The organism is Deltaproteobacteria bacterium, assembly GCA_005879535.1.
Classification (GTDB): Bacteria; Myxococcota; Myxococcia; order Myxococcales; family 40CM-4-68-19; genus 40CM-4-68-19.
Genome location: VBKI01000071.1, coordinates 48,576 through 73,108 on the forward strand (window position 1 = coordinate 48,576; position 24,533 = coordinate 73,108).

Sequence of the window (24,533 nt, forward strand, 5' to 3'; positions counted from 1 at the left end):
GTGTCCCGTTGCGCGTTATGCGCCGCCGAGGCCCTCTCCGGGCAGATCGAGAAGTATCTCCGCATGCGCGCGTAGCGTGCGGTTCCCCGAAGGCGGCTACCGTCGCTTCGCCGCCACTTCGTTGGCGGCCTTCTCGATGAATGCGGCCACCGACTTCGGCTGCGACACATAGACCGCGTGGCTGCCGGCGACCTCCGTGACGGTCGAGCCGGCGCGCTTTGACATGTTCCGCTGGGCAGGCGGCGGGATCATCCTGTCCTCGGTGGACACCAGGTACCAGCTCGGCTTGGTCTTCCAGGCGGGCTCGGTGATCGTCCCGGACAGTGCTTCCACGCCCCAGGGGACCTGCGAGCTTGCCATGAACGCGGCCGTGTCGGCGTCCACGTCACCCGCGAAGGAGAAGTGGAACTTCGCCTTGTCGAGGAACAAGAAGCCGTCTTGCGGAGGCAGGATCGGAGGGACCGGCGCGCCAGGCGGGGGATCCTTGATCAGCGACGACACCGATTCCCCTTTGTCGGGAGCGAAAGCGGCGATGTACACGAGCCCGGCGACCTTCGGGTCGGTGCCGGCTTCGGTGATCACCACGCCGCCGTAGGAGTGACCGACGAGCAATACGGGGCCGCCTTGCGCGGCGATCGCGCGCTTCGTCACCGCGACGTCGTCAGCCAGAGACAGCGTGGGGTTCTGCACGACCACTACGTCGTACCCGTCCTTCTTCAAGATCCCGTACACGGCCGCCCAGCCTGAGCCGTCGACGAAGCCGCCGTGGACCAGAACGATGTTCCTGATTGCCGAGCTATCGGTTGCAGGCATGGCGATCTCCTCTGACGCGCAGTGCGCGGAACCTGTTCGTTGCCGTGGAGGGTGATTGCATTGCCCTCCGAGGCCCTCGATTAGAAGCGGCTGCTCGGGATGTCAATAGGCACCGCCAAGGTCGCCGCACTCTCGATCCACTACCGCGGCGGCCGTTCGCGCGGCACGAACTTGATGCGGGAGATCAACGGCGCCGAGGGCAATCTGCAGCTCACCGCCGACGGGGGCCAGGCCCAGATCGGCCTGGCCAGGGACGAGAAGAGGCCTAGCCCGCTCCCGAGTGCGACCGGATGAATCAGCAGCCGGTACTCGTCGACCAGTCCGAGCCGCACAAGGCTCCGGGCAAACCCGACGCCTCCGTGCGCCATGATCTCCTTGCCTGGCTCCTGCCGAGACGGACATCTTGAGAATGAGGTTCCTCACGGTTTGCCTCCCGGGGAATCGCCGCGGATGAACGACAGATATTTCATGGCTCCTCCTCGGCTTCCGATCATGCGACGAGCGAGCCCGGCGAGCCGGATCGACACGTCAGAGCCTTTTGCGCTGGAAATAAAAAAGCCCGGATCAGACCGGGCTTTTTCAAAGACTTGGAGCGGAACACCGGGTTCGAACCGGCGACCTTCGCCTTGGCAATTCTGAAGGCCAGGATTCCCGAACCTCCACGCCACGGTCTACACGCTGTGCGCCCGTGGACGACTGCCACACGTTCGCATCTCGAGATCTCGCTGCGTTCATCGTCGCACGTCCGGAGCACGAATGACCCCTGGCCGAAAACGCCCCGCTTGACGAGTCGTGGCGAACGGCGTAAACGCGCCAACGCAATTGCTAGACGTGCCGCCGTGGCGCCCCACAAGGGCCTAGAGGGAAGCCGGTCGAATTCCGGCGCGGTCCCGCCACTGTAGCCGGGCAGCTCGTCCCAGAAGCCACTCGGTGCATGCACCGGGGAAGGCGGGACGCGCGCGCAGCGAGTCGCTGCGGACCCGGGAGCCAGGAGACCTGCCTGGCGGCATGAGACGAAGTCCTTCGCCTCTTCGAGAGAAAGAGGGAGACATCATGCCGCTGGTCGAAGCCCCGCAGGGGCGTCTCGTTTGTTCGCGCGCGAAGTCGGCCGCGAGCTTCTTCACCGTCCTCCTGTCCGCGTTGCTCTCCTGGACGCGGAGCGTCCGTGCCGATCAGGACGCGGGCGTCCCGGAGGAGCCTGTTGCCGGGCCACTGACCGAGGTCATCAATGTCCGCGGCTCGCGCCCGAGCGGCGCCGCGCAGACCTCAGTGGTGGACGCCGAACGTTTCGCAGGCGAGGCGCCGACGGTCGCCGAGCTCCTCGCCACATCGCCCGGCGTCTCAGTGCAGCGGAGCGGCGGCCCGGGACAAGCCGCGTTCGTGTCGCTGCGCGGAGCGTCGCCCGATCAAACGCTCGTGCTGCTCGACGGCATTCCGCTCCAAGGGCCCGGCGGCGATGCCATCGACCTGTCCACGCTGCCATCCTCGTTCGTAAGCAAGGTGGTCGTTAGCCGCGGCGTTCTCGGCGCGCAGCTCGGCGCCGGCGCTCTCGGCGGGGCGGTCGAGCTGGTGCCGAAGACGACCGGTGCTTCCGAGCCGCAGTTTGGCGCTGAACTCGCCGCCGGGTCGTTCGGCTCGGTGCGCGTGACGGCGGATGCGGTGGTCTCGCTGGCCAGCGCGGCCCGCAGCATCGTGGCGATACAGCTCGATCGGACGAACGGCAGGTTCCAGTACGAGCGCCAGTTCACGCCGGAGATCCCGGGCGCGCCCTACTACCCAGCCGTGCGGGAGAACGCCGATGCGATGCGCGGCTCGCTGCTGGTGCGGACCGAAGTGCCGCTGCGCGAAGGCCTGGAGCTCGACGCTCTTTTCCAGGGCACCGCGGCCAGCCGCGGATTGCCTGGACCTGTGGGCATGTTCACGCCGCGGGCGCGTGAAAGCGACCAAGGCGGGATCTTCGGCGCGCGACTGCGGGCGACCGTCGGGGAGACCGTGATCCAGGCTCGCGGCTGGGGCCGCGCCAGCCTCGTCCAGCTGCGCGCGCTCGGACTGGGTTTCGACTGTCCCGAAGGCGGTTCGAGCCCTGCTTGCGCGGTCCAGCAGAGCCACACACTGGGGACGCGCGGCGAGCTCGAGGTGACGTTCCCCGTTTCTCTCAGCCATTCCATCGCGACGTCCCTATCCGCGGGCGGCGAATGGCTAGCAGGAAGCTACGCCGGAATCCACCGCCGCGAGATCGTCTCGCTGGGGATCTCCGACGACGCTTCGCTCCTGCGGGGAGCGCTCTCCGTGTATCCGGCACTGCGGCTCGACTTCGTTGGGACAATGACCGGATTCAGTCCGGGCCTGAGCGCCAGCGCGCGACCCTTTCTGGGCACTGCTGTCGAACCCTTCGAGGTGCGAGCTGGCGCTGGAGCCTCCTTCCGCCCGCCCACCTTCTCGGAATTGTATCTCGACACGGGCCCTACGCAGCCGAATCCAGATCTGCGCCCCGAGCGGGCCCTGTCGGTCGACGCCGGCCTGCGTTGGAAGACCCATCCGTTCACCGCCTCGGCCGGCGTCTTCTGGTCTCGCTATCGCGATCTGATCCTTTACGAGCTGTATCCGCCGGCGCGGGTGAAGCCGTACAACATCGGCGCTGCGCGAATCCGAGGCGCCGAAGTCCAACTCTCCGTCAGACTCCCGCTCGAGGTTGGCCTCGAGGTGGCCTACAGCTTCGTCGAGGCGGTGAACGAGCGGCCCTCGGCGACCCAAGGAGGGCGCAAGCTCTCGTACCGCTCGCCCCACCGCCTCTTCGCGCGGCTCGACCGCCGGGGAGACCGGCTCGAAGGTTTCGTTCAAGTCCAGCTCTCCTCGGCGATGCCGCGAAACGCGTATGGCACGGCCGAACTGCCCGCGCAGGTCTGTATCGACGCAGGCGCGGGTGTGCGCGTGGCTGGCCCACTCTGGGTCGACCTCGAAGTCCGCAACGTGCTCGACGACCGTACGCAGCAGGATCTCTTCCAGTACCCGCTTCCGGGGGCCTCGTTCCAGGCGACCGCGCGGGCCCGCTTCTAGCGCCACTCCTCTTCCCAGCGGTGGCGCCGGCGAGCCCTTCGCCATCGCACATTTGCCACGCGCACGAGGTCCACATGAACCGTTCCGTATCCACTCGATCGTTTACCCTGGCGCTGGCGGCATTCCTGGCCAGCTGCAGCGGCGGCAGCTTCCGCGCACCGCCTCCCCTCGCCAGCATCACTTTGCCTTCTGGAAGCGCGTTGCGGCCCTTCGATCCCACCCATCCCACCCGGCCCGCGCCTGCCGTCATCGCGTCCGGACCAAGTGGATCCGCTTTCGTTTCCTTGACCAACCTCGACGACAACTTCGCGCCTGGGGGTCCCGGCATGCTGGTCCGGGTCCAGCCGGAGACCGGTGTCAGGACGGTGATCCTGCCCGGCGGCGCGGACGATCACGCCTGCACCAACAGCGGCGTGGTGAGAAACGACGGCAACCTGCTGCTGGTGGTCTGCGCCGGCTCGTTCTCCGCGCAGGAGTTACGCGGACGCGCGGTGATCGAGGTCGATCCGGCCACGAACGCGCCGCTCCGCAAGGCATCGCCACCGGCGGGTTTCCAGCCGTCGTACGTCGCCAGTGGTCCAAGCAAGATATGGGTGGGCGACTTCGGCTCCGCGCGCCTCTACAGCCTCGACCGGAGCACGTTCGCGCTGGCCGACGGCGCGGACGAAAGTCACCCCGCCATCCAGCTGCCCTGCCCCGCGTCGCTGACGTACGTGGCCGATCTGCTGGTGAACGGCAACGATCTGTTCGCGCTCTGTGGAGCGGACGAGGGCTACCTGGTCCGGCTCGACCCGCAGAGCGGCGCCGTCAAGGGCGACAAGGTCTTGGTCGGCGCCCAGCCTACCGCGATGACCGTCGCCGGCGACGGCCGTCTGGCGGTGGTCAACTCAGTGAGCGGCACCCTTACGATGGTGACGATCGGCGCGCAGACGATGATTGCCGAGGTGAACTTCTTCTCCTTCGGCAAGAGCGCCGCGCTGCAGGACGTGCGCGCACGCGGCCAGTTCCTCTATACCGTGGCGTCCGCCACCAACACGGTGCAGAAGCTCGACCTGTCCGTGAAGGACCCGGCGAAGATGTTGGTCGCGGAGGTCAACACCGGCGACGGTTCGAACCCCTGGAACATCCTGCCGCTCGACGACGACCAAGCGATCGTCAGCAACTTCATCGCCGGAAACATTGTCGGCGTGGACTTCAGAAAAGGGGCGAGGCCGTGAAAGTCGTCGTCCCGCCGTTCGACCTCGCCTCCGCGGAGCTGGCCCGGGCGCGCCAGCAGCGCCTGACCAAACCCCGCGGGAGCCTCGGCCTGCTCGAGGACATTCCCGTGCGGCTCGCCGGGCTGCAACGAACTGCGCTGCCGGCTTCGCGGCCCGCGGCCGCGATCGTGTTCGCCTCCGACCATCCGGTCGCCCGGCACGGCGTCTCAGCCTATCCCGTGGAAGTCACCGCGGCGATGCTGCGCAACTTCGTCGCCGGCGGCGCGGCGGCGAGCGTCCTGGCCAAAGAGCTCCGGGTTCCGCTCCACATCGTCGACGTCGGCGTGCGAGACGGCGCCGATCTCGCGTTCGAGCAGGACATTCGTCTCGCCCGCGCGCCCGTGGCTCGAGACGAAGTGGGCGACCTGAGGGTGGAGGACGCGATGAGCGAGGCGACGTTCGCCCGCGCCGTCCTGGCCGGGGCGGCCGCGGTGGACGCATTGCCCGCGGGCGTTCTGGTGCTAGCCCTGGGCGAGATGGGAATCGGAAACACCACCGCCGCCTCGGCGGTGGCCGCAATGCTCCTGGACGCGCGCGGTGCGGACGCCGATACGCTCGTGGGCGCCGGCACCGGCGTGAGCGGTGCCGCGCTGGCACGGAAGAGAGCGGTCGTGCGCGACGCGCTCGCACGCGTCGGCAAGGTCGGTTCGTCCCTGGAGGCCGTTCGCCGGCTGGGCGGGCGCGACATCGCCGCGCTGTTCGGAGCCGCCGCGCGCGCCTGCGAGCGTGGAATGGCGATCCTCGTCGACGGCTTCATCGTTTCCACGGCGGTCCTTGCCTTGGTGCGGACAGCGCCCGCGGTGCGCAGATCCCTCTTCTTCGCGCACCGCTCTGCCGAGCCGGGGCACCGCCGCGTCCTGGAGGCGATGGAAGCAAGACCCCTCCTCGACCTCGAGCTGCGCCTGGGCGAGGCGAGCGGAGCGCTGCTCGCGCTGTCCCTCCTCGATCACGCCTGCGCGCTCCACGTGCGCATGGCGACCTTCGCCTCGGCGGGCGTCCCGGACGGCGGCGCCCCATGACCGTCCTTCGCGCGGTGCCGGCTGCGTTTGCCTTCCTCACCCGGCTGCCGGTGGGCGGACCGGCATTCACTGCGGAGGACTTGCGCTGGAGCTCCGCGCACTTTCCGCTCGTGGGTGCGGTGCTGGGGTCGGTCCTCGCGGGGGTGATGCTGGTCTCCGCGCGCGCCGGCCCGGTGGTGTCGGCCGCTCTCGCCGTATCCGCCGGAATGCTGCTCACGGGCGCCTTCCACGAGGACGGCCTCGCGGATACCGCCGACGCGCTGGGCGGCGCTTCCGATCGCGAGAAGCTGTTCGTGATCCTGCGCGACAGCCGCATCGGGACCTTCGGCGCGGCGGCCCTCTGCATGGCGCTTCTCCTGCGGGTCGCGCTCCTCTCCGCTCTTGCCGGACTGGCGCCCTTGGCGCTGCTGCTGACGCAAGCGCTGGCGCGTCTTCCGCCGGTGTGGATGATGGCGATCTTGCCTTCGGTGTCGCCGGAAGGCGCGAAGAGCAGCGCTGTGGTGCGCGCTGGGGCGGCGCAGGTGGCGGTCGCGAGCGGCTGGATCGCGCTGCTCTTCGGCGCGGCCGCCGTTACCGGATTCCTCGACTGGAGGTTGCTGGTGGGCCTGCTCGCGATCGCCGGCCTGACCGCGGTCGCGTGCGGCGTCCGCTTCATGCGGCGGGCCGGCGGATTGACGGGAGACTTCCTCGGCGCCACGGAGCAGGTGGTGGAGTGCACCCTCCTGCTCACGCTTGCTCTCTGGCGGGGAAGCGGCGTCCGATGAGCCTCCTCCTGTGCGCGCGGCATGCCGCGGTCGCGGTCACCAACCGCTGTTACGGGAGGCTCGACCTGCCCCCGGGCGAGGACCCGCGCGCGAGCGCGAGGCGTCTTTCGCTCGCGCTCCCGAGCACGACCCCGCTGGCGGTCTGGACGAGTCCGTTGCGGCGCTGCCGCGAAGTGGCTGACGAGCTTGCCCGGCTCCTGAAGGCCGTCCTGCGCATCGACGACAGGCTGGCGGAAATCGATTTTGGCGAATGGGAGGGCCGCGGCTGGAACGAGATCGAGCGCCGGGATCGCGTCCGCTACGAAGCATGGCTCGCCTCCTGGCGCGACGTCGGTCCGCCGGGCGGCGAATCTCTCGTGGCTTTCGAAGGTCGCGTCCGCGCGTGGGCAGGTGAACGCGGCGCTCACGGCGACATCGAGACCTTGGCGTTGGTCGGTCACGCGGGCGTCATCCGTGCCCTGCGCGTGCTCGGGGCAGGCGCCACCTGGGACGAAGCGCTCCACCAGCCCATTCCGCATCTCGAGTGGCTGGCCCTTCCCATCGCTCGAGATTCGCACCGATGAAGATCCCGCTTCGAGCTTGGACCATCCTTCTTTGCGCGCTGGCGGTGGCGCGAGGTGCGCCAGCCGCGGCGCAGCGGGTGGTCAGCCACACCGTCGGCACCGACGAGCTTCTGCTCGCCCTGGCCGATCCGGGGCAAATCGCCGCCCTCAGCCACCTTGGCCGCGACCGGGCTTACAGCCTGAACGCAAGCGAGGCGGCGGCGTATCCCACGCTGAAGAGCAACGATGCGGAGAGTGTCATGCGGTTCCGTCCGGACCTCGTGCTGGTCGCCAGTTACACGGAGGCGCCCACGCTCGCGCTCCTCCGCCGCGCGGGCGTGAGGCTGATCGTCGTCGAGCGCTTCGAGTCGCTCGAGGACGTCTACGCGAACATCCGCGCCATCGGCGCCGCGCTCGGCCATTCCGATCGCGCCGAGAAGCTCATCGGGAGCACGAAACAGCGCGTAGCCGAGCTCGCCCGCAAGCTGGAGGGAGTGAAACCGGTCCGCGTGCTGGCGGTGAGCACCTATCCATTCACCGCAGGCTCGCAAACCACGTTCCAGGATCTCTGCGACCACGCCGGCGCGATCAACGTGGCCGCCGAAGCGGGCCTCGTCGGGCATGCCTCGACCCCCGATGAAAAGCTGCTCACCTGGAATCCAGAGCTGCTGATCGCCTCGGATAACGAGGGAGCCGGCTTGGAGGCCCGGCTCTGGCAGATGCCGGCCTACCGGCACCTGCCGGCGCTGAGGGCCGGCCAGCTGGTCCTTCTTCCCGGGCCGCTGATGGCGAGCGTCACTCACCATCGCGTCGCGGCGTTCGAGGCGCTTGCCCGCAAACTGCACCCGGAGCGTTTCCCGTGAAGCGACGGCTCGTCACCTGGCTGCTGGTCTCGCTGCTGCCGGCCGCATTTCTCGCGTCGCTCGCGCTCGGCGAGGTGCGGCTCCCGCTCACGGACGTCGCGCAGGCGCTTCGCGGCCGGGGAGATCCCATCGCCGTGACGATCGTCCGCGATTTCCGTCTGCCGCGATCGCTGGTCGGAGCAGCCGTCGGCGCCGCGCTGGCGGCGAGCGGCGTCGTGATGCAGGCGTTCTTCCGCAACGCGCTGGCGAGCCCGGGACTGCTTGGTGTTTCCAGCGGCGCCGCGCTGGGTGCAGTGTCGGTGCTGGCGTTCGGAATCGGGCATGCGCTTTGGACCGTCCCGCTCGCGGCCATCGCGGGCGCCTTCGCCGCCACGGCGGCCGTGGTCGTGCTCGCCCGGAGAGGCGCCGCGACGGAGCGACTGCTCCTCTCCGGAATCGCGCTGAATGCTCTCCTGGACGCGGGGACGGCGTTCGTGCTCTCGGCCAATGCCGGCCGCCTCGAGCTCAGCGGCCAGATCCTCTTCTGGTTGATGGGCGGGCTCGAGAGCCGTACGGCCGAGCACGTGATCATCGGCATTCCTTCCATCGTGGTCGCCTGCGTTCTCCTGCTGCCGCTGGGGCGCGACCTCAATCTCATCAGCCTCGGCGAGCAGAGCGCGCAGAGCCTGGGCGTGGACGTGCGCCGGGTGCGTTGGAGGCTCGTCGTTCTCTCTACCCTGCTCACCGCGCTCGCCACCTCCGTCGCGGGAGTGGTCGGCTTCGTCGGGCTGGTCGTTCCACACCTCTTGCGGCTGTCGCTCGGTCCCGATCACCGGAGACTCCTTCCCGCCTCGATGATGGGCGGAGCGGTCCTGACGCTCGCCTGCGACGTGGCGACGCGCCTCCTCCCGGGCGGGCTGCGCCTTGGCGTGATCACGGCGCTCGTGGGCGGTCCGTTCTTCCTCTGGATGCTGAGGACGCTGGCATGAGCGCTCTGACGGTCCGCGCGCTGACGGTGCCCGGCCGACTGAACGGCGTGTCCTTCGCGCTGCGGCACGGCACCCTGGCAGCCGTCGTCGGCCCGAACGGGAGCGGCAAGTCGACATTGCTCCAGGCGGCCGCGGGACTCCTGCCGGCCGGCGGCGACGTCGAGCTGGATGGACGGACGCTGCCGCGCATCGCCGTCATCGACCGGGCGCGACGCCTGGCCTGGGTGCCGCAGGAAGCGAGCTTCCAGTTCGCCTTCAGCGTCCGGGAAGTGGTCGCCCAGGGGCGCTACATGTGGGCCGACGATGGGAGCGGCGTCGATGATGCGCTGACCGCCTTCGACCTTCGAGATCTGGCGGACCGGCCGGTGACCCGGCTCAGCGGGGGCGAGCGCCAACGGGTGAGCCTTGCACGCGCGGTCGCGACCGGGGCTAGATTGCAGCTCTGGGACGAGCCCGTCGCCCAGTTGGACGTGCGGCACGCTCTCGAGGTCATGGCCCTGGCGCGCCGATTCGCGAACGGCGGCGCTGCGCTCCTCGTCAGCCTCCACGACCTGCGCATGACGCGCTCGTTCGACCGCGTCCTTCTGCTCCAGCTCGGCCGGTTGGTCGCCGATGGCCGCCCGGAGGAAGTGCTCACTCCCGCTGCCATCCTCAAAGTCTTCGGAGTGCGTGCACGCCCTGCTGTTTCCCTTCATCTGGAGCTCCCCGATGACAGACGCGAACGAGCATGAAGCGGAGATGAAGGCTTTGCAGAAGCAGATGCGCAGCAAGATGGCCGCCGCCCGCCGCCGCAAGGGACTGATCATCGTCCACACCGGCGACGGAAAGGGAAAGACCAGCGCCGCCCTGGGCATGTTGCTGCGCTCGCTCGGCCACGGCTTCAAATGCGCGGTGGTCCAGTTCATCAAGGGCGGCCGCGGGACTGCAGAGTCCCTGCTCAAGTCTCCACGCCTGCGGTGGGACAAGGTCGGCCAGGGCTTCACCTGGGACACGCAAAGCCGGGAGAAGGATACGCAGTGCGCCCGGGCCGGGTGGGCGCTGGTGCGGCGACATTTGGCGGACCCCGAGCTGAAGTTCCTGTTGCTCGACGAGTTGAACATCGTCCTGTCCTACGAGTACCTCCCCGCCGCCGAAGTGATCGAGGCCCTGCGGAACAAGCGCGAGGACCTGCACGTGGTGGTCACCGGCCGCGGCGCTCTTCCGGCGCTGATCGAGATCGCGGACCTGGTGACCGAGATGAAGGAGATCAAGCACCCCTTCAAGGAAGGCATCCGGGCGCAGCCGGGGATCGAGTTCTGATGGGAACGATCCTGTTCGTCACTGGTCCGGCGCGGAGCGGGAAGAGCCGCTGGTCGGTGGCTCGCGCGCGCGAGTGGGGACCCGAGGTGGTCTTCGTCGCGACCTGCAGGCCCGGCGATCCGGAGATGGACGACCGCATCCGCGTCCACCGGAGCGAACGACCTTCCTGGCGCACCATCGAGGCGCCCGATAGCGTCAGCGCGGCACTCGCGAGCATCCTGCCGCCGCCGAGTGGCGTGGTGCTCGACTGCGTCACCCTCTGGATGAGCGACCGGCTGGACTCGACCGACGACCAGATCCTGGCGGCGTGGGACGAGGAGCTCGGCGCATTGCGGCGGGCGGCGTGGCCGGCCGTGATCGTCGGCAATGAAGTGGGCTGGGCGCCGGTGCCCGATTCCATGCTCTTGCGCCGCTTCCGCGATCTCAATGGCTGGCTCGGTCAGCGGACGGCGGAAGCCGCCGACGAGGCCTGGCTCCTGATCGCCGGCCGGCCGCTGCGCCTCAAGTGACGGCGATCCCGAAACGCCCGATCATGGTGCTCGGCTGCAGTAGCGATGCCGGGAAATCGTTCCTCGCCGCGGCGCTGTGCCGCTGGTTCGCGCGGCGGGGGGAGCGAGTGGCGCCGTTCAAGGCGCAGAACATGTCGAACAACGCGGGCGTGTGCGCGGACGGATCGGAGATCGGACGCGCCCAGTACCTTCAGGCCCTCGCCGCCGGCGTGCCGCCGGAGGCCCGGATGAATCCGGTCCTGCTCAAGCCCGAATCGGACACGCGCAGCCAGGTCGTGGTCCTGGGCCGCTACGATTCGCGGTTGAGCGCGATGCCTTGGCTCGAGCGTCGGGATCGGCTCTGGCCTGCCATCGCGGGCGCACTCGATTCCCTGCTCGGGGACTTCGAGCGGATCGTGCTGGAGGGCGCGGGCAGCCCGGGGGAACCGAATCTGATGCCGGGAGATGTAGTGAACTTCGCCGTCGCGCGACACGCAGGCGCCGCCTGCTACCTGATCGCGGACATCGATCGGGGCGGCGCCTTCGCGCACCTGCTCGGGACCTGGGAGACGTTGGAGCCGCGGGACCGCGCGCTCCTCCGCGGATTCGTCTTGAACAAGTTCCGCGGCGATCCGGCGCTCCTGCTCGACGCGCGAGAATGGCTGCGGACGCGGACCGGCATTCCCACATCGGCGCTGGTCCCGTATCGGCGACACTTGCTGCCCGAGGAGGACGCGTTCTTCCATCGGCCGAACTGGCGGACGGGTGCAACACGGGTGGCGCTGGTGCTGTACCCCTACGCGTCGAACCTCGACGAGTTCGACCCGCTGGTGCACGAGGAAGGCGTGGATGTGGTGCCGATCGAGGGGCCGGAAGGACTGGAGGGAGTGGGCGCGGTCCTTCTCCCCGGGAGCAAGAACACGGCGGCAAGCCTGGATTACCTCCGTCGCAGCGGACTCGCCGCTCGGATCTGCTCGCTGGCCAGAGCCGGCGTCCCCATCCTGGGGATCTGCGGCGGCCTGCAGATGCTGGGCAGACGGGTCCGCGATCCCCAGCGGATCGAGGGGCGAGACGCCGAGGGGTTGGGATTGCTCGACGTCGAGACGACCTTCGCCGGCGAGAAGACGACACGAAGGACGCGAGTGCATTCCGCGGACTGCGGCTGGATCGAGGGGTACGAGATCCACCTTGGCCAGACGGCCGCCGACGCTCACGTCGAGACACACCTGGATGGCGGCCTCGGGTTTCGCCAGGGCAACGTCGCAGGCGTCTACCTGCATGGCCTGTTCGAGAACACCTCCTATCGGCTTCACTTCCTCCGCTCGCTCGGATGGAGCGGCGCGACCGCCGAGTGGGACCAGCGCATCCGCGCAGATCTCGACCGGGTCGCCGACCTGATCGACGAATCCGGTTGGGCGCGCGATCTAATCGCTCTTTGAGGCAGGGATGGGGTCGAATTTTGCTATCACCCTTTTGGGTCATGGCCGGCCCTTGCAGGGCGACGACTCCTGCGACATGACGGTGCTCACGGCGCCTGCTGCGCCTCGGCCGCCTGGACTGCTCTCTCCGCTTCTGCTCGCGTCAGGGGGCGATGTGATCGATCACCCAGCCCGGGCAGGCACCGCTGTGCTTGTCCGTACTCGGGCACGGAAACCATTTGCGGAACTGTGCCTTTGCTCGCGACGATCGCGGATGGGCGCCGCAGTGGTGTCTAGCTCGGGCTGCCGCGCGCGAGCGGGTAAGGTCCCTCTGGTCAGCGCTTTGCTCAAGCCGCTGCCGATGATCGCCTTTGCGGTGTGGTCGATCTGGCTCTTGACGTTCGGCGTGAGCCTCATGTGGCATGCAAAGAAAAAGACGACCAGCCTCCCAGGCTGGAGCGAATCAGCGAGGTGACGACGTGACTCAAGCCGATTCCTGCGATCGGGGAATCGATCGCTGCCCTGGTTCGACGCGCTAATCTAAATTGCCGCGAGGAAGGACGCATCGTGAACGTGCCTGCCTTGAAGGTGGGTGTCACTTTCAGATCGATGCCGGGACCGCCGCCGCAATTGCGGCGCTACTCACTTTCCTGCGGGGATGAGCGAAGCTGTTGCGAGAGCAGCGAGATACAGGCCAAAGCCATAGACCGTGTGTGTGGCTAGGCTTTTCATGCTGTTGAAGAGAGGGGTTGCCGTCTTGGAGGATGCGATCCCTGCTCCCAGTGCCGGCTGCAAGATAAGCAATGGCGCTAACACCGTCACGATCCCAATGAGGAGCGCGGGAAGCAAAGACGGCGATCGGGCCCACTTCAAGCCGAACGTCGACAGCAGGAGAGCGGCGAACGTTATCCCAATCGAGTAGTGTGCACACCAGCCCATCAGCACCTCGCCTCTCACGGGCGTTGCCCTGGCTATGCTCTCATGCATCCATTGCCGTCGGCGAAGGTGACCTATCCAGCGCCCCAGGAAAGCGAAATTCAAGGGCGGTATTCCAAACTGTCTAAGCAGAAAGGCCCATGCGTCCATCACCACTGTGGCGCCAACTCCGATCAGAATCGTGCGCAGGACGAATTCGACTTTCTCACTCACGGTAATTCCTTCGGAAGGCCATCAGCATCGACAAGTAACTTTCCCTCTGGGGCTGCGATAATCAAACGGTTTCCCGATGTCAGCCCTCGGTTGCGTGGAACACCGGGCTCGAACCGGCGACCTTCGCCTTGGCAACGAGGCAGCCCGCCATCCGCGATGATCAGTAGTTGCATTGACCAACGCAAGGCGGCCTCCTTGCTGCCGCCCATTGAGACTCTGCGCGAGGAAAACGCTACAGCCGTCGATCAGACAGTGGAACCGTTCGCCGGACGCATTCCCTCCTGCAGCGCTGTACGGGGCGCCAGGAGGATTCCAATGAAATCCGCGCTCGTCGGCTTGCTGATCGCCGGCTGTACGGGAAGTCTCGTTCGCGACACCAGCAGCGAGCCGTTTCCCACCACGCCCGACGAAGTCGCCCGCGGCAAGTACCTCGTCGATGCGGTCACTGCCTGCGGAGCGTGCCACACCGGCCGCGCCAGCGGCCTGCTCACCGATCCCGAGGAGCCGCAGCGCTACCTCGCCGGCGGCAACACGCTCGAGGACGTCGGCAACTTCAAGCTCTACGTCCCGAACCTGACTTCGGACGCGGAGACCGGCCTGGGCAAGTGGTCCGACGATCGGATCTCGCGCGCCATCCGCGACGGCGTCGACGACGAAGGGACGCTGCTCTTCCCGGTGATGCCGTTCCTCAGCTACCAGCACATGTCCGACTCCGACGTGCGCGCGATCGTGGCCTACCTGCGCACGGTGCCGAAGGCGCGGCCGGACCGGCCTTGGTTCGATGGTGACATCCCCTTCATGGCCAGGTGGGCAATTCGGCTCGGCTTCGTACACCACGCGCCGGCCAGGAACGTGCCGATGCCCGATCGAAAGGACCGAGTCGCCTACGGAAAGTACGTCATGTATCTCGCCCACTGCGAAGAGTGCCACGCGCTCGGCAGCCGGGGGCCGAAAGGCGAGGACGATGACGCGTTCATGGGCGGTTCGGACAAGCCGTTCACCACCCGGGGCGTCGGCAAGGTGTGGGCCACGAACCTGACGCCCGATCCGGAGTTCGGGATCGCGAAGTATGACGACGCGCGGGTGAAGGACGCGCTCCGCAAGGGCCTGCGCCTCGAGGACGGAAAGCCGATGGCGTTTCCGATGTCGAGCTACATTCCACACTTCGCGGCGATGACCGACGCGGATCTCGACGCGCTCATCGCGTACCTGCGGACGCTGCGGCAGGTGCACAAGCAGGTGCCGGCGCGCGAGCTCTCGTCTACGCCGTAAGCCTCAAGTCGAGGCGGCCCGGTCGTCTCCATGCGAGTCATCCAGACGGAGCGCGACGCGGTCGCTCGAGCTCATTCGCTACGCAAAAGGCGTCAACGTGGGCGAGGTGCGTCGTCTTCTCGGGGTCACCGGCACGCGCCGGCCGGACCGCGCCGATGACGCGCTGGCCGAATTGATGCGGGACATGCTGGTGGATCGTGGGCCGTCGTCGGTGCCGGAGCGCGGGATTCCATATCTGAGCCACGAACGGTTTCCTTACAGGTGCTTCGAAGAAGCCCACCCGGAGCTGGTCCGGAGAGCCATGAGCATGTCGATCGCACGCGGCGTGGCGGATGTCGTCGAGCCGCTGCGGCAGGTTGCTCCGCGCAGGCTCGCAACGATCTTGAAACTCTGCGCGACGAAGGACGAGATTGAATCAGCCCAGAAATGATCGGGCCCGGCAGCTTTGACAGGCGCGCAGGCACACTAGGCCGCCGTTCGAGGAATCGGGCAAGAACCATACGCCCTTTCGCAGCAAATCTACTTGCCCGTCGGCGCGCAGCGTGGGTCGGCGATCTCGGCGCGGCGGTTCTTTGCGCGCGCCTCGTCGGTGCGGTTTATCGGCGACGGGCTGGCGTTGCAAACTATGCGCGGAAACAAAAAAAGAAAGCCCGGCCGATTGTCCAGCGGGGCGCAGGAAGACTTGGAGCGGAACACCGGGTTCAAACCTGAATGCCATCCGCGTCGCTGCTGCTGACCTCGCTGCGTTCGTCGCCGCGCAACGCAGTAGGTATGAGGGCCTGCGTCCATCGGTGGCTCACTCATCGGTGCCAGAGTCGAGGGACATGTGAAGTGACTCACGAGACGGCGCCGATGTCCGGGGCCGGCTTGTGGGTCTCCGGTTTGAACCGCACCGCCATCCTGGCGTCAACTCGCGACCGTCTCAAAATCCAAGCCAGATAGCCTGCTGCCGCGACGTCATAGGTCAGGCAGAACCCGGGCCACCATGCGGGCACGCCACGGTTTGACATCAAGTGCGCGTGGATGAAGTCGAAAACACCGTGAGCAAGCAAGGCCGCGACGACGAGCCAAAGATTGAGCTTGAATCCGAGGATCGAAATCAACACGAACCCCGTGATGACGATCGATTCCGCCATCAACGTCCGAGTCGACCCGCCCATGATGGCAAATAGGCCGTAGTAGGACGCAATCACAATCGCGATGACAGGATAGAATGCGCGATCACGATCGAAACCAACTGCTGTGGCCAGGACAGATACTGCTAGTGCGAGAGCGACACCGATGACGTATTCCATTTTGCTCCCCGTCTCTCCTCGCCTGAGCCGATGTTCAATTGCAGTTGGCGTCCATCGCCGCTGTTCATGCGGGGAGAACCCGTGGCCTTCGCAGAACAACGCGCTCCAGTACGAAAACTACTACCAAAGCCACGAGGCCTAGCAGAAGAGGACGGTATAGCGTTCCGACCAGCAGCCAGCCACGACCATGCAACGCCGGCACCGAGCGATATTCGAGGCGTTTCGCCGCAAATTCCGCGGTGGGGATGTTTTGCCGCCGAGCGACGTCCTCAAGCGCTGCGTCGAAGGGAAATCGCTGCCCCTCAGCACGGTCCGGCAAGAGCGTTCCACCCGACGCCGACCACTCTTGGGAGGTCCGCCGCGCCACGAGGTGCAGCCCGTGTCGCGTTGTGATGAGCGCTCCGCGAGATGCGACGCTAGAGAGCGCAAAGGAGATACCGTACGTGTCGTAAATAGACGCGAGCAGGAGATCGTCCATGCCGTCGTAAAGCGCCATGCCCAGGGCTCCGCGATCCCATCCGTAAGCGGCGTTCAAGAAGACGATCGCGTCGCGTCGGTCCCGTTCGAACTGAGGCATTGTCGGGTCGTCGAGGAAGCGTGCACCGTCGTAATGAAGCGCGCGGGCGACGTGCAGGGCTAGCTCCCTTCCGCGCAGCCGATCGATCATGTGAAGTGAGCCGTCGATTCCGGACAGGATTCCCGCCGTGCTGACGAACTGGCCGTCGTCGACGTACCGCTGACCGCGCACCCACTGCACGCGTGGGTAGCTGCGCTCGATTCGTCCGATGTCTCCCCAATGGGTCGTTGCGCGCCGGCCATCGATCAGTCCCGTCGCGGCGAACATCTCGGCACCGGCGCAAACGCTCATCACCATGCTTCGGCCAGCTCCGTGGCCCCGGACCCAATTCCGCACCGCCTCGTTGCCGCGAACGTTCACGATGTTCGGGATGATGATCAGATCAGGATCCCGCCCGAGTCGGGCGTCAAGCTCCCCGAACGTGAAGTGGGGCACGACATCGAGGCCGCCCGACAGCGCGACGGGAATCTTCCGGTCGGCTACCGTGATCACGTTGAACGCTCCTGCGGTCTTGAACGCAACGTATGGAGCGAGCGTATCGCCGACCTCAGTCACGCCATTTCCAAGCACGACCGCCACCGTGGGCTTTTGCGGATCCAGTTCTGGTGGTGTCGGGAAATCACGCCCCACGGGCTGTATCGGGGTTGGCGCCAGGTAAGTAGCGAGTGCGGACCGCAACCCGAAGTATCCGACGCCCAGCGGAAGGGCCAGGAACGCGAGCACATACACGACGACTCTCACAAGCGTGCGCATCGTAATCCTCTCTGGCCGGCTTCACGCTCGACCGGGTCCTGGGCTCAAGCTTCGACCACGGTCATGAGTTCGTGGGGCGGTGGCCTTCCATGATCTTCAAGAGCTCGGAGGCGATGGGAAGATGCTTGAACATGCTGATGTTCGTACCACCCGTATTGCCGGTGGGAACGGATCCAACGATCGAGCCAACCGCACCAAGCACAATGCGCGCAGCCTGCCCGAGTATTGCGGCGGGCTCGCGACGATGAACCGCAACCCTGAGCATGAGCCAGTGTGACAGCACGTGTGCGGCGGCGTTCTGCTGGCCGAGGACATGAGCCCGCTCAAGATGAACGAACGCCTCGTCGTGCTCGTTTCGGCGCATGAGTCCTCGGGCCAACGTGATCTCTTTCTCGAAAGCGTTGCGTCGGACTGGATTCATGCCAGCTCCTCCTGCGAGCAGGTATACCCGTTCGCACGAACATCGGCGTGGTCACCCTTCCTGGCGGCGCGTACAATCCTTGTTCTCTGTGTCTGGAGGACCGAATGCAGGAGCGGAGAAGCGAGGCCACCGGCAAAGTTGCCGAGCTCCCTCCAAGAAGCGAGATAGCTTCGGTGCTCGTCGAGAACCGTCGCGCGTTTCTCTCGTTCCTCGAGAGGCGGGTCGGCCACCGCGACACGGCGGAGGACGTCCTCCAGGAAGCGTTCGCGCGTAGCCTCGACAAGGTGCCCCTCGAGAGCGCGGAGTCCGCCGTGGCGTGGTTCTACCGGGTGTTGCGCAACGCCGTCATCGATCACTACCGTCGGGGAGGCGCGAACGACCGCGCGCTTTCGGTGCTCGCTCGCCAGCTCGACGAGCAAGGAGAGCCCGACCTCGACGAGCGGAACGCCGTCTGCCGGTGCGTCTCGCGCCTCTCCGAAACTTTGAAGACCGAGTACGCGTTGGCACTGCGTCGCATCGACGTCGAGGGTCTCTCGGTGCAGGACTACGCCGTCGAAGCTGGCATTACCGCCAACAATGCTGGCGTTCGTGTCTTCCGCGCTCGAGAAGCCCTTCGCAAGCGCGTCGTGCGCTGGTGCGGCTCCTGCGCGGAGCGTGGCTGCATCGATTGCACGTGTGGCGAGCCAGGCAGCAGCGGATGCAGCCATGAGAGCGACTCCTGAGTTTCGGAACGAAGGAGAGGCGCAGCCTCTCCTTCGCCCGGAGGCGAAACCTCTACTTCGTGGCATTACAAGCGCAGCTCGCGCCGCACCGGCAGGTCGGCTTGCAGGCGCACTGGGCGCCGCAGATGCAACGTCCCCTCGTTTCGTTTGCGCACCCACACGACGCCCTCTCGCACCGACACTGGTTCTGGATCTCGTTCGTCATTGGTTTCTCCTGTTTGCAGCGCGCCGTCTTGCGCACTGTCACAGGGGCAAACGCATCGCGTCCCGCCGCATTACACCTGGTCCCGAAAACGTGCCGACCTTGTAGCGCGCATCACTCCCTGAGCCGGGTTCATTGATCGAGGTGGCCGCGTCGGGCTTCACCCGATCCTCGCAATCTGCGCCGGTCGCGACTGCCAACCACCAAGCCGATGAGTCCTCCCCGAATCTAAGGGCCTTACTCGGCACGCAGCGATAGCGTGGGGTCGAGTCGCGTCGCGCGGCGGGCAGGGATCCAACTCGCGAGAGCGGCCGAGACGATGAGCACGGCTGCAGTCGATGCCAGCGTCAGCGGGTCCGTGGTGCTCACTCCGTACACCAACGCGGAGAGAACGCGAGTAGCCGCCAACGCGCCGATGATTCCCAATCCGACTCCGGCCGCGGCGAGGCGCAAACCGCCGGCCACGACCATCCCCAGCACGCGCCGAGGGGCCGCTCCGAGCGCCATGCGAATACCGATCTCGCGCGAGCGCTGCGCGACCGAGTAAGCCATCACTCCGTAGATGCCTAGAGCGGCGAGCGCGAGCGCCACGAGCGCGAACACGCTGAGCAGCGTCATCTGGAAGCGCCGTTCGCCCAGCGAGTCGATCACGACCTGCGACAATGGCTGCGGCGCTGAGATGGGCAGATTCTTGTCAAGCGCGAGCACCTCGGCGCGGAGCGGCGGCAGCAACTGTAGCGGATCACCCTTCTCGGCCCGGACTGCAATCCGCAAGAAGGTTACCGGGAACTGCAGCAGGGGAATCACCACCAGTGGCGCAGGCGCGAGGTCGAGTCCCTTGGTGTGCACGTCGCCGATCACGCCCGCGATCTCCCATGCGTCGTTCGGCGCGAGCAGGTCCAACACGCGTCGACCGAGGGGTTCGCCGTTCGGAATGTGGCGGCGCACGAACGCCTGGTTGACCAGCACGATGCGGGGAGTGCTGTTGGAGTCCGTCCAGCGCAGACCACGGCCGCGAAGAAGGGGAATACCCATCGTCTCCAGATACCCGGGCGTGGCCCATACTGCCTCCGCCTTGGGTGTCTGACCGGGAGGCGGCTGTTCGCCGCCCTCGAGGCGAAAGCCCAATGCAGACTGCGTCCGTGGATCGAGAGGAACGTTCGTCAACAGCGCGCTGCTGCGCACACCGGGCACAGCGGAGACTCGCTGCAAGAGTTGCTGGGCGAAAGTCGAGACGCGATCGTTTCCGTACTGCGCCTCTGGCAGGTCGAGGTCGGCCACCAGCACGCGCTCCGGCGATGCCAGTCCTGTACGCACATCGAGCAACACAGCCAGCGTGCGAATCATCAGCCCGGCGCCGGCGGCCAGCACCAGGGCGAGCGCCATCTCCGCCACGACCAGCGCCGAGCGGGCGCGTGCGCGCGCGCCGCTGCCGCTGGCTCCGTTCCTGAGCACGTCCATCAAGCGTGGTTGAGTGACTTGCAGGGCCGGCGCGAGGCCTGCCAGGAGACCCGCCACTATGGAAATGAGCAGCGCGAACCCGAGCACCGCGGCGTCGAGATGCACTTCATCGAGGCGCGGCGTTCCCTTGGGCGAGAGCGCGAGCAACGCGTCGAGGCCCCAGGCAGCGAGAACCATCCCGAGAGCGCCGCCGGCCAGAGCCACGAACATGGACTCGATCAGAAGATGCCCTACCAGTTCGCCGCGGCCGCCCCCCAGCGCCGCGCGAATGGCCAACTCGCGCTGCCGGGCCATGCCGCGCGCGAGCAGCATGCTCGCAACGTTCGCACAGGCGATCAGCAACACCAGCAAGACCGCTCCCTGCAGGGCGATGAGCGCGGGCTTCAACGGACCGACCAGGTCGTCGAGGAGCAGCTGTGCTTCCTGGCGCCACCCGTTGTGCTCTTCGAGCTGCTCCGCCAGGCGCGGCGCGAGGCGGTCGAGATCAGCCTGCGCCTCCCGAATGCCGAAGCCGGCCTTGAGCCTGCCGACGACCGTGATCCAGGAATGGTCGCGGCGCTCCAGCTCAATGCGGTCGAACGCAGCCGGCACGAGCACCTCGGCCTGCCGGAGCAGCGGAAAGCGAAAGTCCGGCGGCATCACGCCGCCGATCACGTAGACGCGACCATCGAGAACGAGGGTGCGGCCCACGGCAGACGGATCGGCGCCGAACTCCCGTCGCCAGAATCCGTCGGTGAGCACCACTGTGCGCGAGCCGCCGGCGACGTCTTCCTCAGCGCCCGGCGCTCGTCCGATCGAAGGCCACTGGCGCAAGATCGAGAAAAAGCTTCCGGTGACGCGTGCGACACGGATCTGGATCGGCGAACCGCGTCCCGTCAGCGTCTGTCGCTCCGCGCGGATGCCGGCGATGGACTGGAACGCGCCGTTCCCTTTTGCCAGGTCGATGTAGTCGGGCGCGGAGAATGGATAACGCGCCTCACTCCCCGCCGGGCGCTGGTAGAGGCGCACCAGTTCTTCAGGGTGTGGCGGCGCCAATGGCTTCAGCACGACCCCGCGCAGCACGCTGAACATCGCCGTGCTTCCTCCCACACCGAGCGCCAGAGCGAGGACGGCGGCGACGGTGAATCCTGGCGCACGCGAAAGGGTCCGCAGGGCGAAGCGCACCTTGTCCATGGCTGGGAATGCAGCGAGGGTGGTGCCAGCTCTCAACCTTGAAATCATGGAGGATTCTGTTGAGTTAGGTTCGGCTTCGGGATCGGGCGTCCCATTCTCGGACAGACCTTGGGCGGGGCTCGACCCTAACGGGCAAGGCGCGCCTCGGCGAGTACTGGCTTCGTGAGGCGCTGGAAGATCGCGTCCATCTCCTCGGGTGAAAGAGCGCTGCGCGAGTCGACCCACCAGATCAGCAACTGGAAAAACGCGCCGGCGACGTACTGGACCGTCGTCTCGCGGTTGCCCGCGAGATCCTCTCGCGTCAACTCGACGACCAGTTGTAGAAACCGTGTCTGCGCGACCTGGCTGCTGCGCTTGCCCACCAGGGCCCGGAACATTCGCTTGTTGTCGTGAGCGTGCTCGAGCAGGCCGCGGGTGAACGCGAGAGGCTTGCGGCTGTCGCCCCGGCCGACCGACCGGAGCATGCGCCGCAGGTCGTCATAGCCACTGAGCAGCAGCTCCTCCTTGTCGGCAAAGTGCGTGTAGAACGTGGAGCGTCCCACGCTCGCGCGCGCGCAGACGTCGCGAATTCCGACTTCGTCCCAGCCGCGCTCGACCATCAGCGCAATCAGCGCGTCGCGAAGCGCTTCCCGCGTTCGCACGACGCGCCGGTCGGTGGATCGTGGAACCCTCATGCGATGCTGGACACTCCGCCCCCGCCGTCCAGGATCGGGCGCCGCGGTGAAAGCCGGAGCATCAGCCCCTCGTAACGATCCTGCACACCGTGTCCAGGATGAATCAAGAGGCGATCATGACGCACAAATACGCCCGGCTCTCGCTGGCAGCCGTCCTCGCAACCTCGTTGATGACGACCATCCACCACTACTACCGGATGGGGTTCTTCACGCTGTTTCTCGGCTTGGCGACGATTGGAGTGCCGCTCGCCCTGCTCTTGTGGTTTCGCCGCACCAAGAGCCCGCTCGCGCTGCTCGGCTATGGACTCGTCAGCACCTGGATCATCGTCGGGTTCGGCCTCATCGACGGGATGTGGAAGAGCACTCTGAAGATCTTCCTCGGCAACTTCCTGCTCGTACAGTACGGGCAATACTTCTCCTGGGCGCCCATCGGAAGCTTTCCCTTCGAGGCTACGGGGATTCTTGCCTCCATCTCCAGCCTCTTCGCGGTTTGGTACACGTTCAGGTTCATCCGCGCGGCCCGCTCCGAAACGCGCAGGGTCCCCGCGTGGGCCCTAGGAGCACTCGTGCTCGCCGCGATCTCCGCCGGCGGCTACCTGGTCGCGAAGAGGCGCAGCGAGGCAGCGGTGGATGTGATCAAGATCGGCGTCATCGTTCCCAAGCAGGGCCCGGCCGCGCTGCTCGGCAGTTCCTTCCTGAAAGCCGTGGAACTGGCCAAGGAGGACCTCAAAGGAACGAAGCACCGCTACGAACTGGTAATCGCGGATACGGGAACGAATGCCGTCCAGACCCGGCGCGCCATCCAGAAGCTGATCGGCGTCGACAAGGTGCAGGCCATCGTCGGCGGCATCTCGCTGCCGGGCCAGGTGATCAAGCCTTACGCGAGCTACGCAGAGATCCCGCACCTCTGCGTTTGCTCGGTCACCAGCATCGGCGACGGCGTCTACAACTTCACCAACATTCCCGCTCCGGAGGACGAGGCAATGCGCTGGGTGGAGGAGGCGCAGAGAAGGGGGATCAAGAGCGTCGCCCTGCTGACCGAGGACTACCCGAGCATCGACGGGCATGTGAACGCGCTGAAAGGCGAACTGACGAAGGGTGGAATCCGGATCACCTCCGCGAATCGATTCCCGGGATCAGCGACCGATTTCCGATCGATGATCGCGGACGCGAGTGCCTCTGCGCCCGATGTCTACTTCGTCGAAGCGATGCCCCGGGCGCTCGACATTCTCGGACAACAGCTCAAGGACGCGGGCATCCGCAACATCGCGTCGGTGGTCGCGCCCTCGGTGAGCGGCAAGCCCGAGCTGTTCGAAGGCGCCTGGTATACCGACAGCAACCTCGCCGACGCCGGGTTCAAGGCTCGATTCGAGGAGAGGTATCCCGGCACTAGGTTTGCGACCCACATGATGCCTTACGCCTACGACTCGCTGAAGCTGTTGGTGGACGGCTTCGAGAGCGGTGCGGGCGTCGCCCAATACATCCGCGGCAAGGCCGCCTACGACGGCACAGCCGGAAGAGTGACGCGGGAGCCCGGGAGCGGCACCTTCCGCTCACGCCCGGCCGTATGGACGATCAAGAACGGCAAGCCCGAACTGCTCACTCAGGGAGAGAAGCCATGACCAGGCTCATCGCGAAGTGGACGATCGGATCGATGCTGATCGCCGCGCTCCTCGCAGGCGCTTACCGGATCATCCAGGTGAACCAGGCGGCAATGGGTGGATCAGGCAACGGGCAATCCGCAAGCTTCTACGGCCACTGAGGTGGATGCAGATCTCGTTGATACGCTTGCGACAAACGTCGTTTGACATCTGATTCAGCTGGTCTAGAAGGCGGCGGAAGGAGGATTCCCATGCGGAGCTTTCTCATCGCCACGTTCGTCGCCACTTTCGGGTTGTCCGCGAGCGCGGAGGAGAAGTCTGATCTCGCCGCGAACATGAAGGATGCCAAAGTCTCGCTCGAGCGTGGAATCGCCGCCAGCAAGGCCAAGGGCACGCCCATCTCGGCAAAGTACGAGGTCGAAAACGGCAAGCTGCAGCTTTCGGTGTACACCGCGAAGGGAGATGCGTTCTCCGAAGTGATCGTCGATCACAAAACCGGCAAGGTGGCAAAGGCGGAACCGATCACCGGCGGCGACGACCTCACCGCTGCCAAGTCTCAAAACGAAGCCATCAGCAAGGCCAAGACTTCGCTGCAAGCCGCCGTGTCCAAGGCCGTAAAGGCGAACAAGGGATACAAGGCGGCGAGCGTTACGCCATCGCTCAAGGACGGTCACCCAATCGCGGAAATCACGCTGATGAAAGGCACCGAATCAAAGACGGTCTCCGAACCACTCGACTGACTGCGG

Annotated in this window: 22 protein-coding genes, 1 pseudogene and 1 riboswitch; of the genes and pseudogenes, 15 read left to right on the forward strand and 8 right to left on the reverse strand. The window is 66.5% G+C overall.

Annotation, left to right across the window (positions count from 1 at the left end; genetic code table 11):
• Positions 1 to 96 precede the first annotated feature (96 nt).
• Together E6J58_16555 and E6J58_16560 are read right to left on the reverse strand one after the other, a co-directional pair.
• Positions 97 to 813 carry an alpha/beta hydrolase gene (locus tag E6J58_16555; protein ID TMB35426.1) on the reverse strand — a complete coding sequence of 239 codons (717 nt, stop codon included), beginning with the start codon at positions 811 to 813 and terminating at the stop codon, positions 97 to 99.
• A gap of 140 nt (positions 814 to 953) precedes the next feature.
• Positions 954 to 1,181, reverse strand: a complete 228-nt coding sequence (locus tag E6J58_16560; GenBank protein ID TMB35427.1) for a hypothetical protein — start codon at positions 1,179 to 1,181, stop codon at positions 954 to 956.
• A 455-nt stretch (positions 1,182 to 1,636) separates the two neighbouring features.
• Positions 1,637 to 1,832: riboswitch (cobalamin riboswitch) on the forward strand.
• Here E6J58_16560 and E6J58_16565 point away from each other — a divergent pair.
• The 10 genes from E6J58_16565 (at position 1,822) to E6J58_16610 (ending at position 12,508) form a co-directional block, all read left to right on the forward strand.
• Positions 1,822 to 3,870 (forward strand): TonB-dependent receptor, encoded by a 2,049-nt coding sequence (locus tag E6J58_16565; protein ID TMB35428.1) that lies wholly within the window; start codon positions 1,822 to 1,824, stop codon positions 3,868 to 3,870. Its footprint overlaps the riboswitch before it by 11 nt.
• A gap of 589 nt (positions 3,871 to 4,459) precedes the next feature.
• Positions 4,460 to 6,145 carry a nicotinate-nucleotide--dimethylbenzimidazole phosphoribosyltransferase gene (gene cobT, locus E6J58_16570; GenBank protein ID TMB35453.1) on the forward strand — a complete coding sequence of 562 codons (1,686 nt, stop codon included), beginning with the start codon at positions 4,460 to 4,462 and terminating at the stop codon, positions 6,143 to 6,145.
• On the forward strand, positions 6,142 to 6,909 hold the full coding sequence (gene cobS / locus E6J58_16575; protein ID TMB35429.1) for an adenosylcobinamide-GDP ribazoletransferase: 768 nt from the start codon (positions 6,142 to 6,144) through the stop codon (positions 6,907 to 6,909). Before cobT ends, cobS begins: the two co-directional genes overlap by 4 nt.
• Positions 6,906 to 7,472: a phosphoglycerate mutase gene (locus tag E6J58_16580; protein ID TMB35430.1), complete on the forward strand. Its 567-nt coding sequence runs from the start codon at positions 6,906 to 6,908 to the stop codon at positions 7,470 to 7,472. The genes cobS and E6J58_16580 overlap by 4 nt, the downstream gene beginning before the upstream one ends.
• Positions 7,469 to 8,314 carry an ABC transporter substrate-binding protein gene (locus E6J58_16585; protein TMB35431.1) on the forward strand — a complete coding sequence of 282 codons (846 nt, stop codon included), beginning with the start codon at positions 7,469 to 7,471 and terminating at the stop codon, positions 8,312 to 8,314. Before E6J58_16580 ends, E6J58_16585 begins: the two co-directional genes overlap by 4 nt.
• Positions 8,311 to 9,282 carry an iron ABC transporter permease gene (locus E6J58_16590; GenBank protein TMB35432.1) on the forward strand — a complete coding sequence of 324 codons (972 nt, stop codon included), beginning with the start codon at positions 8,311 to 8,313 and terminating at the stop codon, positions 9,280 to 9,282. Before E6J58_16585 ends, E6J58_16590 begins: the two co-directional genes overlap by 4 nt.
• Positions 9,279 to 10,013 carry an ABC transporter ATP-binding protein gene (locus E6J58_16595; GenBank protein ID TMB35433.1) on the forward strand — a complete coding sequence of 245 codons (735 nt, stop codon included), beginning with the start codon at positions 9,279 to 9,281 and terminating at the stop codon, positions 10,011 to 10,013. Before E6J58_16590 ends, E6J58_16595 begins: the two co-directional genes overlap by 4 nt.
• Positions 9,991 to 10,581 (forward strand): cob(I)yrinic acid a,c-diamide adenosyltransferase, encoded by a 591-nt coding sequence (gene cobO, locus E6J58_16600; GenBank protein ID TMB35434.1) that lies wholly within the window; start codon positions 9,991 to 9,993, stop codon positions 10,579 to 10,581. The genes E6J58_16595 and cobO overlap by 23 nt, the downstream gene beginning before the upstream one ends.
• Entirely contained in the window at positions 10,581 to 11,090 is a 510-nt protein-coding gene (locus E6J58_16605; GenBank protein TMB35435.1) for a bifunctional adenosylcobinamide kinase/adenosylcobinamide-phosphate guanylyltransferase, read from the forward strand. Before cobO ends, E6J58_16605 begins: the two co-directional genes overlap by 1 nt.
• A gap of 23 nt (positions 11,091 to 11,113) precedes the next feature.
• Positions 11,114 to 12,508 (forward strand): cobyric acid synthase, encoded by a 1,395-nt coding sequence (locus tag E6J58_16610; GenBank protein ID TMB35454.1) that lies wholly within the window; start codon positions 11,114 to 11,116, stop codon positions 12,506 to 12,508.
• 621 nt (positions 12,509 to 13,129) lie between these two features.
• On the opposite strand, the gene E6J58_16615 is transcribed toward E6J58_16610, so the two are convergent.
• Positions 13,130 to 13,636: a DUF2938 domain-containing protein gene (locus E6J58_16615; protein ID TMB35436.1), complete on the reverse strand. Its 507-nt coding sequence runs from the start codon at positions 13,634 to 13,636 to the stop codon at positions 13,130 to 13,132.
• Between the two features lie 156 nt (positions 13,637 to 13,792).
• Here E6J58_16615 and E6J58_16620 point away from each other — a divergent pair, with 156 nt between their 5' ends.
• Both E6J58_16620 and E6J58_16625 read left to right on the forward strand, forming a co-directional pair.
• Positions 13,793 to 14,908, forward strand: a complete 1,116-nt coding sequence (locus E6J58_16620; protein TMB35437.1) for a c-type cytochrome — start codon at positions 13,793 to 13,795, stop codon at positions 14,906 to 14,908.
• Between the two features lie 97 nt (positions 14,909 to 15,005).
• Complete coding sequence (locus E6J58_16625) at positions 15,006 to 15,338, forward strand: hypothetical protein (GenBank protein ID TMB35438.1); 333 nt, start codon at positions 15,006 to 15,008, stop codon at positions 15,336 to 15,338.
• Between the two features lie 472 nt (positions 15,339 to 15,810).
• On the opposite strand, the pseudogene E6J58_16630 reads toward E6J58_16625, so the two are convergent.
• The 3 genes and pseudogenes from E6J58_16630 to E6J58_16640 form a co-directional block, all read right to left on the reverse strand.
• A pseudogene (locus E6J58_16630) lies at positions 15,811 to 16,203 on the reverse strand (hypothetical protein).
• 64 nt (positions 16,204 to 16,267) lie between these two features.
• Positions 16,268 to 17,533 carry a hypothetical protein gene (locus E6J58_16635; protein TMB35439.1) on the reverse strand — a complete coding sequence of 422 codons (1,266 nt, stop codon included), beginning with the start codon at positions 17,531 to 17,533 and terminating at the stop codon, positions 16,268 to 16,270.
• A gap of 61 nt (positions 17,534 to 17,594) precedes the next feature.
• Positions 17,595 to 17,954 carry a DUF3703 domain-containing protein gene (locus E6J58_16640; protein TMB35440.1) on the reverse strand — a complete coding sequence of 120 codons (360 nt, stop codon included), beginning with the start codon at positions 17,952 to 17,954 and terminating at the stop codon, positions 17,595 to 17,597.
• A 104-nt stretch (positions 17,955 to 18,058) separates the two neighbouring features.
• Here E6J58_16640 and E6J58_16645 point away from each other — a divergent pair, with 104 nt between their 5' ends.
• The gene (locus E6J58_16645; protein TMB35441.1) at positions 18,059 to 18,676 is read left to right on the forward strand and encodes an RNA polymerase sigma factor; all 618 of its coding nucleotides are present in this window, start codon (positions 18,059 to 18,061) and stop codon (positions 18,674 to 18,676) included.
• Positions 18,677 to 19,115: 439 nt separating this feature from the next.
• Here E6J58_16645 and E6J58_16650 read toward each other — a convergent pair whose 3' ends face one another.
• Both E6J58_16650 and E6J58_16655 read right to left on the reverse strand, forming a co-directional pair.
• A complete protein-coding gene (locus E6J58_16650) occupies positions 19,116 to 21,560 on the reverse strand; it encodes an ABC transporter permease (protein TMB35442.1) in 2,445 nt (814 codons plus the stop codon).
• Positions 21,561 to 21,637: 77 nt separating this feature from the next.
• Positions 21,638 to 22,186 (reverse strand): TetR/AcrR family transcriptional regulator, encoded by a 549-nt coding sequence (locus tag E6J58_16655; protein TMB35443.1) that lies wholly within the window; start codon positions 22,184 to 22,186, stop codon positions 21,638 to 21,640.
• Between the two features lie 89 nt (positions 22,187 to 22,275).
• Here E6J58_16655 and E6J58_16660 point away from each other — a divergent pair, with 89 nt between their 5' ends.
• Entirely contained in the window at positions 22,276 to 23,808 is a 1,533-nt protein-coding gene (locus E6J58_16660; GenBank protein TMB35444.1) for an ABC transporter substrate-binding protein, read from the forward strand.
• A 314-nt stretch (positions 23,809 to 24,122) separates the two neighbouring features.
• Positions 24,123 to 24,527 (forward strand): hypothetical protein, encoded by a 405-nt coding sequence (locus E6J58_16665; GenBank protein TMB35445.1) that lies wholly within the window; start codon positions 24,123 to 24,125, stop codon positions 24,525 to 24,527.
• Positions 24,528 to 24,533: the final 6 nt, after the last annotated feature.

Bases quoted from the DNA above. Each gene is read 5' to 3' on its own strand.
- E6J58_16635 (TMB35439.1), bottom strand. From the start codon at position 17,533: ATGCGCACGCTTGTGAGAGTCGTCGTGTATGTGCTCGCGTTCCTGGCC.
- E6J58_16555 (TMB35426.1), bottom strand. From the start codon at position 813: ATGCCTGCAACCGATAGCTCGGCAATCAGGAACATCGTTCTGGTCCAC.
- E6J58_16610 (TMB35454.1), top strand. From the start codon at position 11,114: ATGGTGCTCGGCTGCAGTAGCGATGCCGGGAAATCGTTCCTCGCCGCG.
- E6J58_16580 (TMB35430.1), top strand. From the start codon at position 6,906: ATGAGCCTCCTCCTGTGCGCGCGGCATGCCGCGGTCGCGGTCACCAAC.
- E6J58_16620 (TMB35437.1), top strand. From the start codon at position 13,793: ATGATCAGTAGTTGCATTGACCAACGCAAGGCGGCCTCCTTGCTGCCG.
- E6J58_16605 (TMB35435.1), top strand. From the start codon at position 10,581: ATGGGAACGATCCTGTTCGTCACTGGTCCGGCGCGGAGCGGGAAGAGC.
- E6J58_16595 (TMB35433.1), top strand. From the start codon at position 9,279: ATGAGCGCTCTGACGGTCCGCGCGCTGACGGTGCCCGGCCGACTGAAC.
- E6J58_16565 (TMB35428.1), top strand. From the start codon at position 1,822: ATGAGACGAAGTCCTTCGCCTCTTCGAGAGAAAGAGGGAGACATCATG.
- E6J58_16655 (TMB35443.1), bottom strand. From the start codon at position 22,186: ATGAGGGTTCCACGATCCACCGACCGGCGCGTCGTGCGAACGCGGGAA.
- E6J58_16650 (TMB35442.1), bottom strand. From the start codon at position 21,560: ATGATTTCAAGGTTGAGAGCTGGCACCACCCTCGCTGCATTCCCAGCC.
- cobS (TMB35429.1), top strand. From the start codon at position 6,142: ATGACCGTCCTTCGCGCGGTGCCGGCTGCGTTTGCCTTCCTCACCCGG.
- E6J58_16640 (TMB35440.1), bottom strand. From the start codon at position 17,954: ATGAATCCAGTCCGACGCAACGCTTTCGAGAAAGAGATCACGTTGGCC.
- E6J58_16645 (TMB35441.1), top strand. From the start codon at position 18,059: ATGCAGGAGCGGAGAAGCGAGGCCACCGGCAAAGTTGCCGAGCTCCCT.
- E6J58_16665 (TMB35445.1), top strand. From the start codon at position 24,123: ATGAAGGATGCCAAAGTCTCGCTCGAGCGTGGAATCGCCGCCAGCAAG.
- E6J58_16585 (TMB35431.1), top strand. From the start codon at position 7,469: ATGAAGATCCCGCTTCGAGCTTGGACCATCCTTCTTTGCGCGCTGGCG.
- cobT (TMB35453.1), top strand. From the start codon at position 4,460: ATGGGTGGGCGACTTCGGCTCCGCGCGCCTCTACAGCCTCGACCGGAG.
- cobO (TMB35434.1), top strand. From the start codon at position 9,991: ATGACAGACGCGAACGAGCATGAAGCGGAGATGAAGGCTTTGCAGAAG.
- E6J58_16560 (TMB35427.1), bottom strand. From the start codon at position 1,181: ATGGCGCACGGAGGCGTCGGGTTTGCCCGGAGCCTTGTGCGGCTCGGA.